Source organism: Flavobacterium esculini, assembly GCF_048284325.1.
Lineage (GTDB): Bacteria > Bacteroidota > Bacteroidia > Flavobacteriales > Flavobacteriaceae > Flavobacterium.
This window is the reverse complement of record NZ_JBLVPI010000017.1, coordinates 11,940-29,762: the sequence shown is the minus strand read 5'-3', so window position 1 is coordinate 29,762 and position 17,823 is coordinate 11,940. Positions and strand designations below refer to the sequence as shown.

The window sequence follows — 17,823 nt, the reverse complement described above, 5'->3', positions numbered from 1 at the left end:
ATATAAGTTTTTAGGATTTATACCCGTAACCCGTTCCGATTTTTTACGGTAGAGATGTTGTACTGCAACGTCTATACGATAATTAGCACTTCAAAATTTTATTTGAAGTTTAGAGAAGTAATTCGAGGTGATAGAGGCGCAGCACTGCTACGTCTGTACAAAATCAATTTTTAATTGCAAATAAATCAATAGTAAAAACTATGATGAATAATAGAAATAATAACAATAAAGATAAAAACCCTGTAAAAAGGTTTAATAAAATCTCAATAGGACTTGCTTCTCCTGAATCTATTTTGAAAGAATCAAGAGGTGAAGTATTGAAGCCGGAAACTATCAACTACAGAACGCACAAACCAGAACGTGACGGACTTTTCTGTGAACGTATTTTCGGACCAGTAAAAGATTTTGAATGTGCTTGTGGTAAGTATAAAAGAATACGTTACAAAGGGATCATCTGTGACCGTTGTGGTGTTGAAGTAACTGAGAAAAAAGTACGTAGAGACAGAGTAGGTCACATCAATCTTGTTGTGCCGATTGCTCATATCTGGTATTTCCGTTCTCTTCCAAACAAAATTGGTTATATCCTTGGTCTTCCATCTAAGAAATTAGATATGATTATCTACTACGAAAGATACGTAGTTATCCAAGCAGGTATCGCTAAAAATGCAGAAGGTGAATCTTTGCAAAGACTAGACTTTTTGACAGAAGAAGAATATTTAAATATTTTAGATACACTTCCAGCTGACAATCAGTATCTTGATGATTTTGATCCTAATAAATTTGTTGCCAAAATGGGAGCAGAGTGTATTATGGATTTATTAGCAAGAATTGATCTTGATGCTTTGTCTTATCAATTGAGACACAATGCTAACAATGAAACGTCTAAACAACGTAAAACAGAAGCATTAAAAAGATTACAAGTTGTTGAATCTTTCCGTGAGTCTAACTTGAACCGTGAAAATCGTCCCGAATGGATGATTATGAAAGTGGTACCGGTTATTCCACCAGAATTACGTCCGCTTGTGCCACTTGATGGAGGTCGTTTTGCAACTTCCGATTTAAATGATTTATACCGTCGTGTAATTATACGTAACAACCGTTTGAAAAGATTAATGGAGATTAAAGCTCCGGAAGTGATCTTAAGAAACGAAAAACGTATGTTGCAGGAATCTGTAGATTCACTTTTCGATAATACTCGTAAAGCTTCTGCAGTAAAAACAGAATCAAACAGACCATTAAAATCATTATCTGATTCCCTTAAAGGTAAACAAGGACGTTTCCGTCAAAATTTACTTGGAAAACGTGTGGATTATTCTGCTCGTTCGGTAATTGTTGTTGGGCCAGAATTGAAATTATCTGAATGCGGTATCCCAAAAGATATGGCGGCAGAATTATACAAACCTTTCGTTATCCGTAAATTGATAGAAAGAGGAATTGTTAAAACTGTAAAATCAGCTAAGAAAATAATAGATAAGAAAGAGCCTGTAGTTTGGGATATCCTTGAAAATGTTATCAAAGGTCACCCAATATTACTGAATCGTGCTCCTACTTTGCACAGATTAGGTATCCAAGCATTCCAACCAAAATTAATTGAAGGAAAAGCAATCCAATTGCACCCTTTAGTTTGTACTGCATTTAATGCGGATTTTGATGGGGATCAAATGGCAGTTCACTTGCCATTAGGACCAGAAGCTATTTTGGAAGCACAACTATTAATGTTGGGTTCTCACAATATTTTGAATCCAGCAAATGGTGCTCCAATCACGGTACCTTCTCAGGATATGGTTTTGGGTCTATATTATATGACCAAAGAACGTTTATCAACTCCTGAGCTTAAGATTTTAGGAGAAGGAATCACTTTCTATTCTGCTGAAGAAGTAAATATTGCTTTGAATGAAGGAAGATTAGAATTGAATGCTTCTGTTAAAATTAGAGCAAAACATTTTAATGAAGCAGGTGACTTGGTTTTCCAAATCATTAAAACTACTGCGGGTCGTGTATTATTTAATGAAGTAGTACCGGAAGCAGCTGGATATATCAATGATGTATTGACCAAGAAAAACCTTAGAGATATTATTGGACACGTTTTAAGCGCGACTGATGTACCTACAACTGCGGCTTTCTTGGATAACATGAAAGACATGGGTTACAAATTTGCCTTCAAAGGTGGATTGTCATTCTCTCTTGGTGATATTAGAATTCCAGATCAAAAACCTAAATTAATAGCAGACGCCAGAGAACAAGTTCAAGGTATTTCTGCAAATTATAATATGGGTCTTATCACTAATAACGAACGTTACAACCAAGTTATTGATGTATGGACTTCAGCGAATGCTCAACTTACAGAGTTAGCAATGAAAAACATTAGAGAAGACCAACAAGGTTTCAACTCTGTGTATATGATGCTTGATTCTGGAGCGAGGGGTTCCAAAGAACAAATTCGTCAGTTAACAGGTATGCGTGGTTTGATGGCTAAGCCAAAAAAATCTACTGCTGGTGGTGGTGAAATTATTGAAAACCCAATTCTTTCTAACTTTAAAGAAGGTCTTTCTATCCTTGAGTACTTTATCTCTACTCACGGTGCGCGTAAAGGTCTTGCGGATACGGCTTTGAAAACGGCCGATGCAGGATATTTAACAAGAAGATTACACGATGTATCTCAAGATGTTATTGTTAATATCGAAGATTGTGGTACATTAAGAGGTGTTGAAGTATCAGCATTGAAAAAGAATGAGGAAATAGTTGAATCTCTAGGAGAAAGAATTTTAGGTCGTGTTGCATTACAAGACTTAATCAATCCTTTAACTAGCGAGATTTTAGTTAAATCTGGTGAACAAATTACAGAAGTTATAATGAAAGCAATTGACGCTTCTCCTATCGAGAAAGTGGAAGTTCGTTCACCATTAACTTGTGAAGCGTTGAAAGGTATTTGTGCTAAATGTTACGGTAGAAATTTAGCTACAGGGAAAATGACACAAAGAGGTGAAGCGGTTGGTGTAATTGCAGCACAATCTATTGGAGAACCTGGTACACAGTTGACATTACGTACATTCCACGTTGGTGGGGTTGCGGGTGGTATATCTGAAGAGTCTAGTATTGTTACCAAATTTAATGGTAAACTGGAAATTGAAGATTTAAAAACTGTTAAAGGTGAAGATAGTGAAGGTAATGCAGTTGATATTGTAGTTTCTCGTTCAACTGAATTAAAATTAATCGATGAGAGAACAGGTATTTTATTAAGTACTAATAACATTCCTTACGGTTCTAGTATCTTTGTTAAAGACGGTCAATCGGTTGTTAAAGGAGATATAATTTGTAAATGGGATCCATATAATGGAGTTATTGTTTCTGAGTTTACCGGTAAAATTGCTTACGAAGATCTAGAGCAAGGTCAATCATTCATGGTTGAAATTGATGAGCAAACTGGTTTCCAAGAAAAAGTAATTTCTGAATCTAGAGCTAAAAAATTAATTCCAACTTTATTGGTTTACGGTAAAGACAATGAATTAATTCGTTCTTATAACTTACCAGTTGGAGCCCACTTGATGGTTGAAAACGGTGAGAAAATTAAAGCAGGTAAAGTATTGGTGAAAATTCCACGTCGTTCTTCTAAATCAGGAGATATTACAGGAGGTTTACCAAGAATTACAGAGTTGTTAGAGGCTCGTAATCCTTCAAATCCAGCTGTTGTTTCTGAAATCGATGGTGTAGTTTCTTTTGGAAAAATCAAAAGAGGAAACCGTGAGATTGTTATCGAATCTAAATTTGGTGACATTAGAAAATACTTGGTTAAATTATCAAGCCAAATTCTTGTTCAAGAAAATGACTTTGTAAGAGCTGGGGTGCCATTATCTGATGGTGCAATTACTCCAGACGATATTTTAAGAATCCAAGGGCCAGCAGCTGTTCAACAGTATTTGGTAAATGAAATTCAAGAAGTATACCGTTTACAAGGAGTAAAAATCAACGACAAACACTTTGAAGTAGTAATACGTCAAATGATGCGTAAAGTAAGAGTACAAGATCCAGGCGATACTTTATTCCTAGAAGATCAATTGATTCATACTAAAGATTTTATCGTTCAAAATGATAAATTATATGGTATGAAAGTAGTTGAAGATGCTGGAGATTCTAGTGCTTTAAAAGAAGGACAAATTATTACGCCTCGTGAATTGCGTGATGAAAACTCTCTTTTAAAACGTACTGATAAAAATCTTGTTGTAGCTCGTGATGTTGTTACTGCAACAGCAACACCAGTTTTACAAGGTATTACTAGAGCATCACTTCAAACGAAATCATTCATATCTGCTGCATCTTTCCAAGAAACTACTAAAGTATTGAACGAAGCTGCTGTTGCAGGTAAAATCGATTACTTAGAAGGATTGAAAGAAAATGTAATTGTAGGGCATAGAATCCCTGCCGGAACTGGTATGAGAGAATATGACAATACGATTGTAGGTTCAAAAGAAGATTACAATGATATGATGGCTAATAAAGAGGAATACATTTATTAATTCTCATCCTAACCCTCTCCTTTGGAGAGGGGAATGGAAAAATAAAATATTTATGAGCAATTCAAATCAACAACAAGAACAAATCAACATTGAGTTGGATGAAAAAACGGCCGAAGGGATTTATTCCAATTTGGCAATAATCAATCATTCCTCTTCAGAATTTGTTTTAGATTTTGTAAGTATCATGCCTGGTATTCCTAAAGCTAAGGTAAAATCAAGAATTGTCTTGACACCTCAGCATGCCAAAAGATTGTTGAAAGCTATTGGAGAAAATATTCACCGCTTTGAAGCCGCCCATGGCGAAATAAAAGACACCGAACAACCTCCAATTCCACTTAATTTTGGTCCAGCAGGACAAGCATAGTTATAGAAAAGGCTCCAGAAATGGAGCCTTTTTTTTTGTTTATTTTTTTAATGATGCGTTTTTTCTAAGGGATAATGGTTTTAATCGGTCTCTTTTAACCTTTTTGGAGATGTGGAGCTGAAATATTAATTAAGGCATTTATACTAAGATTAAGCAGTGCTGATATTGAAATTTTGTCGCTTAAACAGGTAAAACGGTGGTTCATCGAAAATATTTTTTATTAGAAAGTTAATGGTATAGTTTCGTATCAGAATAAGAACAACATCTTATTTGATTTAATAAAAAGATACAAATGAATCATTTTTCAAAACATGCAAGTAATAAAAAGATTAGCAACATTTTTATGTTGTTAGTAATTATTTTATTATCTAATGTTTCTGCTTTTGGTCAATCTACTGATAATAATTTAGCAGCTAATGCTATTGAAGTGGTTAGTGTTGCAAAACAAAATAATGTTTCGACAAATACGGTTTCTAATAATATGAATTTTGTGCTTTGGTTCATGGGTTCTAAACAAGATCCAAACAATACTATTTCTACGGAAGGTATTAATACAAAAAAACAAGTTATTACTTCTGGAACAGCTCCAAACCGTTTGTTAATCAAAGCTTTTTTGAAAAAGGCAGTAGCTTTAGAAAGTATGGTTGCTTAATCTTAAATTAATTTTTAATTGACATAAAAAAAACGCTAATTTTTAAATTAGCGTTTTTTTATGCAATTATTTTTTTACTTCAGATTTTAAAATTGATGTAAAAACGAAGTTGTTTTTTTTTTCTGCGAATTACTCGAATTCAGAAGTGAAATATAATTTAACGTTTGGATATTTATTTTGCGTCATTTGAATCGTAAAATCAGAATCGGCTAGAAATACCAATTGCCCGTATTTATCATGCGCCAAGAATTTTTGTTTGATTCTTCTAAATTCTTTGAACTCATCGCTTTTCACATCATTTGGTTTCACCCAGCACGCTTTATGAACCGGAAAATTTTCATATGTACATTTTGCACCGTATTCATGTTCTAAACGATATTGGATCACCTCATATTGAAGCGCACCTACAGTTCCAATAATTTTTCTATTGTTCATCTCTAAGGTGAATAATTGTGCTACACCTTCGTCCATTAACTGATCAATTCCTTTGTCAAGCTGTTTGGCTTTCATTGGGTCAGCATTGTTTATGTATCTAAAATGCTCTGGTGAAAAACTAGGAATTCCTTTGAAACTCATGATTTCGCCTTCAGTCAAAGTGTCTCCAATTTTAAAATTTCCGGTATCATGTAATCCTACAATATCTCCAGGATAGGAGATATCTACTATTTCTTTCTTTTCGGCAAAGAAAGCATTTGGGCTGGAGAATTTTAAATTCTTTTTTTGGCGAACGTGATAATACGGTTTGTTTCTTTCAAAAGTTCCAGAAACAATTTTTATAAAGGCTAAACGGTCTCTGTGTTTTGGATCCATATTGGCGTGGATTTTAAAAACAAATCCAGTCATTTTTTCTTCTTTAGGGTCAACTAATCGAGTTTCTGAATCTTTTGGTCTTGGCGATGGAGCAATTTGAACAAAGCAATCTAATAATTCTCTTACCCCAAAATTATTTAAAGCAGAACCAAAAAATACAGGTTGTAATTTTCCGTCTAAATAATCCTGACGATCAAATTTTGGATATACTTCGTCTATTAATTCTAATTCTTCACGTAATCTGTCAGCAGGTTTCTGTCCAATGATTTTCTCTAATTCTGGATTTTGGACATCAGAAAAAGCAATAGTTTCTTCAATGTTTTTTCGACTGTCACCACTAAACAAGTTAATATTTTGTTCCCAAAGATTATAAATCCCTTGAAAGTCATATCCCATTCCAATTGGAAAACTTAGCGGTGTAACTGTTAAGCCCAGTTTTTGTTCCACTTCGTCCATTAAGTCAAAAGCATCTTTTCCTTCTCTATCTAATTTATTGATAAATACGATAATTGGAATTTTTCGCATTCTGCAAACAGCTACTAATTTCTCTGTTTGTTCCTCAACCCCTTTGGCAACATCGACAACAACAATAACGCTGTCAACAGCCGTTAGGGTTCTAAAAGTGTCCTCCGCAAAATCCTTGTGTCCGGGAGTATCGAGTATGTTTATTTTTTTGTCTTTATAATTGAATGCTAAAACCGAAGTAGAAACCGAAATTCCTCTCTGACGTTCAATTTCCATGAAGTCACTGGTAGCGCCTTTTTTGATTTTGTTGTTTTTTACAGCACCTGCTTCTTGGATGGCCCCACCAAAAAGGAGGAGTTTCTCAGTAAGTGTTGTTTTACCGGCATCAGGATGTGAGATAATCCCGAAAGTTCTTCTGCGTTGTATTTCTTCTAAAAAGCCCATGTTTGTATAAATAGTTTGCAAAAGTACTATTTATAAATGCCAATTAAAAAAATAGTATACTCTTAATTGATTATATGAATTTTGAAGGTGATATTCTTTTAATTTTTAAAATCAATTATAGAATTTTGAAGCTCATTTGACCTATAAAAAAGGACTGCCTTTTCAGGCAGCCTTTAGAATATTTGTAGATTACATATTAATAGACCAAACGGAATATCCATTTGGGGGACACTGAATTTTTACCCATGTGTCTCCTTGAGTTGTAGGTATCCAAGTTGAGTTACCGGTAAAATCTTTAATCTGAGCATTAGTCCAATTGCTAGGAACCCATCTTTCTTGCCAAGTGGATGAATTATTAATGTAAACGATTAATCCCGGATTTCCATTGTAACCATTTCTTCGAGCAATATACTCATCAGTATCAGCATATAAAATTGAAGTCGTACCGGTTGCTTTATTGTTGTGAATCCAAATCAGGTTGTTCATTTTCGTTTTATTCAACCATTCTTCGTAGTCTCTGTAAAAAATAGTAGGATACCCTTCATGTGTCAGAATATAAGCATACGCTAATTCTTTTTTCCAAATTTCGTCCGTGTCATGATTGGTAACGAAAGTAACTGCTTTGTACGGATTTCTTTTCCACATCATATCATCATTCAAAAGAGTAAGGTCGTTTCCATCAAATGCGTCGTTCATTTTGTAGTAGCAGGCAAAGTCAAAAACCGAACTATTGGCATTATTTGCCCACCATTCTAACGTGTTTACATTGGAGTCCCAATATTCTCCAACAGAGAAGCCGCCTACATTAGCATTCCATTGATTTACAACCCAAGGACCAAAACCTTTTACATAATCAAATCTCCAGCCATCAAAGTGCATAGTGTTTTTATAGTATTTACCCACGCCATCAGCTCTTTTCCAAAGCCAATCCTGTACATTTGGTACAACATGGGCCAAGTCTGGGAATCCTCCAAAAGCGCCTTCGTCATTATTTGCATAGGAATTTTTATAAAAATCAGCACTGGTTCTTGGAAATTTTCCTGAAGATACACCAGTGAAATTAGTATAGGTTTGTGTTCCCGTAAAAGGGTTATTTTCTAATTGACCGCCACTATTGTGATTAATTACAATATCAGCATATACTTGCATGTTTTCCGTATGTACTTTGCTTATTAGACTTTCTAATTCTGTACGAGAACCAAATCGGGTTTCTATAGAACCATTTTGATTGTAATTTCCAAAATCAAAATAATCAGTAGGGTCGTATCCCATAGAAAATGCACCATTTTGTGCCTTGGATACCGGAGGAAGCCAGATGGATCCGATCCCTGCATTGGACCATTCGGTTATTTTGGTGTTGACTGTATTCCACCAGGTTCCTCCCGAAGGCACATCCCAATAAAAGGCTTGCATCATGACACCGCCTCCAGGATTGGCTACATATTTCGCTGTTAATGAAGTAGTCGTTTTTCCGGTACTGAATGGGTGTCCGTCATGATGAGTTACATCGATTACTTTGAATTGTAAAGCTGTTGCAGGGGAATCTGTTACTATAGCATCATTTGAACTACACGAGTAAAAGCCAACTAATAAGGCTGATAAAAGATAAATTTTGAAATTTTGGTTTTTCATAAAATGAATAATTTAGGTTAAATAATAGATTTGATTAATAGCAATTAAAAATAGAGTAGGATGTTAATTTTATAGAATATGGGTTTTACCCTTTTTTATTAGTTTACGGTTGAAGGTGAAAATTAGATTTTATCAAAATGAAAACAAATGGATTAAATAAATGTATTAAATATAATTTTATGTTATTTATTTGAATAAAATGTTATTTTTTGGCTAATTTATACAAATTCTCACATGATGTGCATAAGGGGTATTTTAATTCTTTACGAAAACGTAATAGTGTTAAAAACTTTTTGAATACTAGTCTTAAAATGAGAATTTTAGGCGTCTTTTTGAGTTTTTTCTACGTTGTCTAAAAAGTGTTTTAAGAATATTGAGCCCTATTTAAAGATTTCAAAACAAGTTCGTCTCGGAAATAAATAATTCAGAAAGGAGTAGAAGCCAAAAAAAGATAAAGGAGAGTCGATTTAAATAGTTGTATTTAAAACATTTTATTTAGTCTGTAGAGTGCGGTTTTTATAAGATTTACGAAGTAAATAAGGCGATAAATAAATGCGTTTATAATTTTTTGTTAATACTAGTGAGGAAACTTGTATTATGTAATTGAATTGTTATTTTTGTTCGTTTTAAATTTAAAGATTTGAAAGTAATTGTATTGTTAAATTCAATTCATTTCTTGATTCTTAAAGTGTATATTTGGCCAAAATTAATATACCCTTTATCATACGGATTTAAAGACAAGAAAAATAACGATACTTTACGATAAAAATAAATTAAAAAAATGCCATTAAAAAAAATACAAATGAAATTCATAAATAATAAAATTGCACTTTCTTTTTTTCTTTTGCTTTTTTCATGTGTGGTTACCAGAGCACAGGAAATTATTAAAGATAGTGCAGTTGTTACTACTACTAATAAAATACAATCCAATCAAAAACAAAAAATTGATGGTGTAATTGCTACAGTTGGAGATTACATTATATTAGACTCTGATATTGATAAATCCTATCTAGAATTGTCAAGTCAAGGAAATTCAATAAAAGACATTACAAGATGTCAAATGTTAGGGAAACTGCTTGAAGACAAATTGTATGCACATCAAGCGATACAAGATAGTCTTAAAGTAACGGATTCCGAAGTTAAAGGCATGATGGATGATCGAGTTAACTATATGACGGAACAATTAGGGTCTCTAGATAAAGTAGTGAAGTATTATAAAAAAAATTCTGAAGAAGAGTTTAGAACCTATTTCTTTGATATTCTAAAAGAACAGAAGCTTACTTCGGAAATGCAAAAAAAGATTATTGATGCAGTTGAAATAACACCTGAAGAAGTTCGTAATTTTTTCAAAACTATACCTGCGACTGATCTTCCAGTTTTTGGTGCGGAAATGGAAGTAGCACAAATCGTGATTAAGCCTAAAGTTTCCGAGGCTGAAAAACAAAAAGTGATTGACAAACTAAATAGTTTCAAAAAAGAAATTCAGGAAGGCTCCAGTTTTGCCACTAAAGCAGTTCTGTATTCGCAAGATCCAGGTTCAAGATCTAATGGAGGGTATTATAAAATGAATCGTAAAACGCCTTTTGTAAAGGAATTTAAAGATGTTGCTTTTGGACTTGCCGAAGGAGAAATATCTGTTCCATTTGAAACGGATTTTGGATATCACATTATATATGTAGAGAAAATAAAAGGACAAGAAATAGAATTGCGTCATATATTATTGACTCCAGCAGTTTCTGAAGAATCACTGAAAGAGGCGAAAGAGAAAATTGCTTTGATTAGAAAAAGAATTGAGGACAAGGAAATAACTTTTGCAGAAGCAGCAAGAACTTTATCTGACGAAAAAGAAACAAGAGCAAATGGTGGAGCATTAATCAATCCAAAAACACAGGATACTCGTTTTGAATTAACAAAAATGGATCCTAGTTTATACGGTCAGGTTTCAAATTTGAAAGAAGGAGAAATTACTGCGCCATTCATGGAAGATGAGCAAGGAAAGAAAAAATTCAAGTTGATTACTGTAACTAATAGAATAAACGAACATACGGCTGATTATGCTAAGGATTATATCAAAATTAAAGACCTAGCATTGAAAGAAAAACAAATCAAGGCAATCGGAAAATGGTTTGATGAAAAAATCAAAGAAACCTACATTAAAATTATCGGTGAATACAGAGATTGTGCTTTTACAAACAACTGGTTAAAAAAATAATTTTTATAAAATAAATAAAAAGAGTTAGCTTTATGAATTCATATCGTTAACTCTTTTTAATTTAAAATACATTCTAAAATGTCTGACGTAGCAGCAATACATAACTTAGTTCAAAAAAGAAATGAACTAAAAATCGAAATAGCTAAAATCATTGTAGGTCAGGATGCGGTGGTAGATCAAATTTTACTTTGTATTTTTTCAGGAGGTCATGCGCTTTTAGTTGGTGTTCCGGGATTGGCAAAAACATTGATGGTAAATACTTTGGCGCAAGCCTTAGGCCTTGATTTCAAAAGAATCCAGTTTACGCCTGATTTAATGCCATCGGATATTTTGGGAAGCGAAATATTAGATGAAAGTCGAAAATTCAAATTTATAAAAGGGCCTATTTTTTCGAATATTATTCTGGCAGACGAAATCAACAGAACACCACCTAAAACACAGGCAGCTTTGCTGGAAGCGATGCAGGAACGTTCCGTTACAATTGCCGGGGAGAATTATAAATTGGATTTGCCTTATTTTGTTTTGGCCACTCAAAATCCTATTGAGCAGGAAGGAACCTATCCTTTGCCTGAAGCGCAATTAGACCGATTCATGTTTGCTATAAAACTCGAATACCCTTCTTTTTCAGAAGAAGTACAAGTGGTAAAACGTACGACTTCCGATTTGAATAACACTATAAATCCGTTATTTACGGCGCAGGAAATTATTGATTTTCAACAGTTAATTCGCAGGATTCCTGTCGCTGATAATGTGATTGAGTATGCGGTAACGCTGGTATGCAAAACGCGTCCAGACAATCCTTTGTCGAATGAATTTGTGAAAAATTATTTGGATTGGGGGGCAGGACCAAGAGCTTCGCAAAATTTAATTTTGGCTGCTAAAGCCAATGCTGCTTTTAATGGAAAATTTTCACCGGATATCGAGGATGTAAAAGCAGTGGCTACCGGAATTTTGCGTCACAGAATAATCAAAAATTACAAAGCTGATGCGGAAGGAATTACCGAGGAAATGATTATTGATAAATTGATTTAAGGAGTTGTTTTTAGTCATAAATTAATAATTTCCCTTTTGACTCGTACAATATCACATATTTAGTATTATTATTTAGAAAAAAATGAAAAAATAATCATCGTAAAAAGGTGATTTTGTCTTCTAGAGTAGTAATTATACAAATAATCTTTCTGATTTTCAGAATTTTTCAATAAAACACATAATATTTATTTTATTTATAAATATTATGATTCAAATGGCATCTTTTGCTGTTTTTTTTAAATTCTCATCTTTAATTCTTAACTTTGCATCACCAATAAAAAAAACTAATATTATGGCTTTTTTATTTTGAAATAATCAAGGAAATCTGCCATACAACATTGAAAAGATATCATTATGAACACTTATAACGATTACATCAAGGAGATCGAAGAACGAAAAATTCAGGGTCTTCATCCCAAGCCAATTGATGGTGCTGAATTACTAAGCGAAATCATTGCACAAATTAAAGATTTAGCTAACGCAAATAGAGTTGATTCTCTTAAATTCTTTATTTATAATGTTGTTCCAGGAACTACTCCTGCTGCTAATGTGAAAGCTAAGTTTTTAAAGGAAATCGTTTTAGGTCGATCAGTAGTTGCTGAAATTACGCCTGCTTTTGCATTTGAGTTATTATCACACATGAAGGGTGGATCCTCAATTGAGGTATTGCTTGATATTGCCTTAGGTGATGCTGCCGCTATTGCGAAAGAAGCTGCAAAAGTTCTTAAGACACAAGTATATCTTTATGATGCGGACACAGACCGTCTTAAGGAGGCATTTGAAAGCGGTAATGAAATTGCTAGAGAAATTATTGAAAGTTACGCAAAGGCTGAGTTTTTTACAAAATTACCAGAAATAGCTGAAGAAATTAAGGTAGTTACATTCATCGCTGGTGAAGGAGATATTTCAACTGATTTACTTTCTCCGGGTAACCAAGCGCACTCAAGATCAGATCGTGAACTTCATGGTAAATGTATGATTACTCCTCAAGCACAAGAGGAAATTAAGGAGCTGCAAGCACAACATCCTGACAAAAGCGTGATGTTGATTGCTGAGAGAGGTACGATGGGTGTAGGTTCGTCAAGAATGTCAGGTGTAAACAATGTGGCCCTTTGGACTGGTAAACAAGCAAGTCCTTATGTTCCATTTGTTAATTTTGCTCCAATTGTTGCAGGAACAAACGGGATTTCTCCTATCTTCCTTACAACTGTTGATGTTACTGGAGGTATTGGTCTTGATCTTAAAAACTGGGTAAAAAAGCTTGATGCGGATGGTAATTCTATTCGCAATGAAAGTGGTGATCCAGTTCTTGAAGAAACATACTCTGTTGCTACTGGAACTGTTCTTACAATCAACACAAAGACAAAGAAACTTTATAAAGGCGATAAAGAATTGATAGATATTTCTAAGGCATTTACGCCTCAGAAAATTGAATTTATAAAAGCTGGTGGATCATACGCAATCGTGTTTGGAAAAAAATTGCAAACATTTGCATCAAAGACACTTGGTATTGCTATTGTGCCTGTATATGCTCCGTCAAAAGAAGTTTCTGTTGAAGGACAAGGTCTTACAGCTGTAGAAAAAATATTTAATAAAAATGCGGTTGGTACAACTCCAGGTAAAGTTTTACACGCTGGTTCAGATGTTCGTGTTACCGTAAATATTGTTGGTTCGCAAGATACAACTGGTTTGATGACTTCTCAAGAATTAGAGTCTATGGCTGCTACTGTGATTTCTCCAATCGTTGACGGTGCTTACCAATCAGGTTGTCACACTGCTTCGGTATGGGATAATAAATCTAAGGCAAATATTCCTAGATTAATGAAATTCATGAACGACTTCGGCTTAATTACAGCTCGTGACCCGAAAGGCGTTTATCACGCAATGACTGATGTAATTCACAAAGTACTTAATGATATTACTGTAAACGAGTGGGCTATCATCATTGGTGGTGACTCTCATACAAGAATGTCTAAAGGTGTTGCTTTTGGTGCTGACTCAGGAACAGTTGCTCTTGCACTTGCTACTGGAGAAGCTTCAATGCCAATTCCTGAATCTGTGAAAGTAACATTCAAAGGAGACATGAAAGGGTATATGGATTTCCGAGATGTAGTTCATGCTACACAATCTCAGATGCTTAAGACATTTGGTGGAGAGAATGTGTTTCAAGGAAGAATCATTGAGGTTCACCTTGGAACTCTTAATGCGGATCAAGCATTTACGTTTACGGACTGGACTGCAGAAATGAAAGCAAAAGCTTCTATCTGTATTTCTGAAGATTATACCTTGATTGAATCTCTTGAGATAGCGAAGGGCAGAATTCAGATTATGATCGACAAGGGAATGGATAACAAAAATCAAGTTCTTAAAGGATTGATTGCTATAGCTGATAAGAGAATCGCTGAGATTATATCTGGCGAGAAACCAGCACTAAGACCGGATGCAAACGCTAAGTATTACGCTGAAGTTGTTGTAGATCTTGATCAGATTGCTGAGCCAATGATTGCTGATCCTGACGTAAATAATGCTGATGTTTCTAAACGATATACTCACGATACCATTAGACCTTTATCTTTCTATGGAGGAGTTAAAAAAGTAGATCTTGGATTTATCGGTTCTTGTATGGTTCACAAGGGAGATATGAAAATCCTTGCTCAAATGCTTAAGAATATTGATGAGCAAGAAGGTAAAGTAGAGTTTAAAGCACCACTGGTTGTAGCTCCTCCTACTTATAATATTGTTGATGAATTAAAAGCAGAAGGCGACTGGGAAATTTTACAAAAATACTCTGGTTTCGAATTCGACGATAATGTTCCTAAAGCTGCGGCGCGTATTTCATATGAAAATATGTTATATCTAGAGCGCCCGGGATGTAACCTTTGCATGGGTAACCAGGAAAAAGCGGCCAAAGGGGATACTGTAATGGCAACATCTACTCGTCTTTTCCAAGGAAGAGTAGTAGAAGATACTGAAGGTAAAAAGGGAGAGTCATTACTTTCCTCTACACCAGTTGTGGTTTTATCTACAATCCTTGGTAGAACTCCAACAATAGAAGAATATAAAATTGCTGTGGAAGGTATCAATCTAACTAAGTTTGCGCCTTCTCATAAGCTATTAGTTAAATAATTCACATAATTAGTTAATTATAATTTAAAAGCCTGAGTCATGAGACTCAGGCTTTTTTTTGTACTCTATTTTTTTGTATCTTGTGATTTCTAAAATAGAATAACAAAACCAATAACATAAATCTTATGGCATTTGATATTGAAATGATTAAAAAAGTGTATGCGAACATGACTAGTCGTGTTGATGCAGCACGTGAGATAGTGGGTCGCCCGCTTACATTGACTGAGAAAATTTTATACACGCACCTTTGGGATGGAACTCCATCTAAAGCTTTTGCAAGAGGTGTTGATTATGTTGATTTTGCTCCGGACAGAGTAGCCTGTCAAGATGCAACAGCTCAAATGGCTTTATTGCAATTTATGCACGCTGGAAAGAAAACTGTTGCTGTTCCAACAACGGTTCACTGTGATCATTTGATTTTGGCTAAAAATGGAGCTGAATTTGATTTAGCTGCAGCAAATAAACAATCTAAAGAGGTTTTTGATTTTCTTTCTTCAGTATCTGATAAATACGGAATTGGTTTTTGGAAACCGGGTTCAGGAATTATTCACCAAATCGTTTTGGAGAATTATGCATTCCCTGGAGGATTGATGATTGGTACAGATTCGCATACTGTAAATGCAGGTGGATTAGGGATGTTAGCTATTGGTGTTGGTGGAGCTGATGCCGTAGATGTAATGTCAGGAATGTCATGGGAATTAAAATTTCCAAAATTAATAGGTGTAAAATTAACTGGAAAACTTTCTGGTTGGACTGCACCAAAAGATGTTATCCTTAAAGTAGCTGATATTCTTACTGTAAAAGGTGGAACGGGAGCTATTGTTGAATATTTTGGAGAAGGAGCTACTTCAATGTCTTGCACTGGAAAAGGAACTATTTGTAATATGGGTGCCGAAATTGGAGCTACCACATCTACATTTGGTTATGATGAGTCCATGAGAAGATACCTTTCTGCCACAGGTCGTCAAGATGTAGTAGATGCTGCTGATAAAGTAGCTTCTTATTTAACTGCAGACCCAGAAGTATATGCTGATCCAGCAACTTATTTTGATCAAGTTATTGAAATTAACCTTTCTGAATTAGAGCCACACATTAATGGTCCTTTTACTCCGGACAGAGGTACGCCAGTTTCTAAAATGAAAGAAGAAGCTGCTGCTAATGGATGGCCAATTAAAGTAGAATGGGGATTAATCGGTTCTTGTACGAACTCTTCTTACGAAGATATGGCTCGTGCTGCGTCTATCGTAAACCAAGCAGTTAAATTAGGAATTAGCCCAAAAGCGGAATTTGGTATCAACCCAGGTTCGGAGCAAATTAGATATACAATCGAAAGAGATGGAATCATCGCTACTTTCGAAAAAATGGGAACCAAAGTATTTACAAATGCTTGTGGACCATGTATCGGACAATGGGATAGAGCAGGAGCAGATAAAGGAGAGAAAAATACAATCGTTCACTCTTTCAACCGTAACTTCTCTAAACGTGCGGATGGTAACCCAAACACACACGCTTTTGTAACGTCCCCAGAAATGGTTGCTGCTTTAGCAATTTCAGGTCGTTTGGATTTCAATCCTATTACTGATACTTTGATCAACGATAACGGTGAAGAAGTGAAATTGAGCGCTCCTTATGGTGATGAATTGCCTAAAAAAGGATTTGCTGTAGAAGATGCAGGATTTCAAGCGCCAGCTGCTGATGGATCAGGAGTTCAAATCGTAGTTAGCGAAACTTCAGATCGTTTGCAATTATTGGCGCCATTCCAACCTTGGGACGGTAAAAATATTTCAGGAGCTAAATTATTGATCAAAGCTTTCGGAAAATGTACTACTGACCACATCTCTATGGCTGGTCCATGGTTGCGTTTCCGTGGTCACTTAGATAATATTTCTAACAATATGTTGATTGGGGCAGTTAATGCTTTCACAGATAAAACCAATTCGGTTAAAAATCAATTGACTGGTACTTATGATGCAGTTCCTGCAGTAGCACGTGCATATAAAGCGGCTGGAGTTCCATCTATTGTTGTGGGAGATCACAATTATGGAGAAGGTTCTTCTCGTGAGCATGCAGCTATGGAGCCTCGTTTCTTAGGTGTTCAAGCAGTATTGGTAAAATCATTTGCTCGTATTCACGAAACAAACCTTAAAAAACAAGGTCTTTTAGGATTGACATTTGCTAATGAAGCAGATTACGACAAAATCCAAGAAGATGATACTATCAACTTCACAGATTTAGTAGATTTTGCTCCAGGAAAATCATTAACATTAGAATTCGTTCATGCGGATGGAACCAAAGATATTATCTTGGCAAACCATACTTATAACGAAGGGCAAATTGGTTGGTTCGTTGCTGGTTCAGCATTAAACTTAATTGCTGCTGCTAGTAATGCATAAGTAAATTAAAATATTTTATATTTAAAACTCTCAAGGTAACTTGGGAGTTTTTTTGTTTCATGGGGTTTTTTAGAAGAGCGGTATGTCTCATTTTAAAACATATTAATTGTACGTTAAAATACTGATAATAAGTATTTTGAGGTTTAAAATGATTCGACTATTTTGTATCTTTAGTTACT

Annotated in this window: 9 protein-coding genes; 7 read left to right on the top strand and 2 right to left on the bottom strand. The window is 34.8% G+C overall.

The window, feature by feature from the left end:
* Window positions 1-200 precede the first annotated feature (200 nt).
* The 3 genes from rpoC to ACNQGG_RS14195 all read left to right on the top strand — a co-directional run bounded on the left by rpoC (window position 201) and on the right by ACNQGG_RS14195 (window position 5,530).
* Entirely contained in the window at window positions 201-4,514 is a 4,314-nt protein-coding gene (gene rpoC, locus ACNQGG_RS14205; protein ID WP_417965038.1) for a DNA-directed RNA polymerase subunit beta', read from the top strand.
* A gap of 52 nt (window positions 4,515-4,566) precedes the next feature.
* Window positions 4,567-4,878 carry a DUF3467 domain-containing protein gene (locus ACNQGG_RS14200; protein WP_416844038.1) on the top strand — a complete coding sequence of 104 codons (312 nt, stop codon included), beginning with the start codon at window positions 4,567-4,569 and terminating at the stop codon, window positions 4,876-4,878.
* 292 nt (window positions 4,879-5,170) lie between these two features.
* On the top strand, window positions 5,171-5,530 hold the full coding sequence (locus ACNQGG_RS14195) for a hypothetical protein (protein WP_416856947.1): 360 nt from the start codon (window positions 5,171-5,173) through the stop codon (window positions 5,528-5,530).
* 129 nt (window positions 5,531-5,659) lie between these two features.
* Here the strand turns inward: ACNQGG_RS14195 and ACNQGG_RS14190 are convergent, their stop codons facing one another.
* A complete protein-coding gene (locus ACNQGG_RS14190; protein WP_417965035.1) occupies window positions 5,660-7,249 on the bottom strand; it encodes a peptide chain release factor 3 in 1,590 nt (529 codons plus the stop codon).
* Between the two features lie 189 nt (window positions 7,250-7,438).
* On the bottom strand, window positions 7,439-8,881 hold the full coding sequence (locus ACNQGG_RS14185; RefSeq protein WP_417965033.1) for an alpha-amylase: 1,443 nt from the start codon (window positions 8,879-8,881) through the stop codon (window positions 7,439-7,441).
* Between the two features lie 781 nt (window positions 8,882-9,662).
* Here ACNQGG_RS14185 and ACNQGG_RS14180 point away from each other — a divergent pair.
* From ACNQGG_RS14180 to ACNQGG_RS14165, 4 genes are all read left to right on the top strand, one after another.
* Window positions 9,663-11,093, top strand: a complete 1,431-nt coding sequence (locus ACNQGG_RS14180) for a peptidylprolyl isomerase (protein ID WP_417965031.1) — start codon at window positions 9,663-9,665, stop codon at window positions 11,091-11,093.
* Between the two features lie 78 nt (window positions 11,094-11,171).
* Window positions 11,172-12,125 (top strand): AAA family ATPase, encoded by a 954-nt coding sequence (locus ACNQGG_RS14175; RefSeq protein ID WP_417965029.1) that lies wholly within the window; start codon window positions 11,172-11,174, stop codon window positions 12,123-12,125.
* 354 nt (window positions 12,126-12,479) lie between these two features.
* Complete coding sequence (locus tag ACNQGG_RS14170; RefSeq protein WP_417965028.1) at window positions 12,480-15,251, top strand: bifunctional aconitate hydratase 2/2-methylisocitrate dehydratase; 2,772 nt, start codon at window positions 12,480-12,482, stop codon at window positions 15,249-15,251.
* A gap of 125 nt (window positions 15,252-15,376) precedes the next feature.
* Window positions 15,377-17,644: an aconitate hydratase gene (locus tag ACNQGG_RS14165; RefSeq protein ID WP_417965026.1), complete on the top strand. Its 2,268-nt coding sequence runs from the start codon at window positions 15,377-15,379 to the stop codon at window positions 17,642-17,644.
* The last annotated feature ends 179 nt before the right edge of the window (window positions 17,645-17,823 follow it).

What these genes read in the sequence shown, in the direction of transcription:
- rpoC (WP_417965038.1), top strand. Translation starts at nt 201, where the DNA reads ATGATGAATAATAGAAATAATAACAATAAAGATAAAAACCCTGTAAAA.
- ACNQGG_RS14200 (WP_416844038.1), top strand. Translation starts at nt 4,567, where the DNA reads ATGAGCAATTCAAATCAACAACAAGAACAAATCAACATTGAGTTGGAT.
- ACNQGG_RS14195 (WP_416856947.1), top strand. Translation starts at nt 5,171, where the DNA reads ATGAATCATTTTTCAAAACATGCAAGTAATAAAAAGATTAGCAACATT.
- ACNQGG_RS14190 (WP_417965035.1), bottom strand. Translation starts at nt 7,249, where the DNA reads ATGGGCTTTTTAGAAGAAATACAACGCAGAAGAACTTTCGGGATTATC.
- ACNQGG_RS14185 (WP_417965033.1), bottom strand. Translation starts at nt 8,881, where the DNA reads ATGAAAAACCAAAATTTCAAAATTTATCTTTTATCAGCCTTATTAGTT.
- ACNQGG_RS14180 (WP_417965031.1), top strand. Translation starts at nt 9,663, where the DNA reads ATGCCATTAAAAAAAATACAAATGAAATTCATAAATAATAAAATTGCA.
- ACNQGG_RS14175 (WP_417965029.1), top strand. Translation starts at nt 11,172, where the DNA reads ATGTCTGACGTAGCAGCAATACATAACTTAGTTCAAAAAAGAAATGAA.
- ACNQGG_RS14170 (WP_417965028.1), top strand. Translation starts at nt 12,480, where the DNA reads ATGAACACTTATAACGATTACATCAAGGAGATCGAAGAACGAAAAATT.
- ACNQGG_RS14165 (WP_417965026.1), top strand. Translation starts at nt 15,377, where the DNA reads ATGGCATTTGATATTGAAATGATTAAAAAAGTGTATGCGAACATGACT.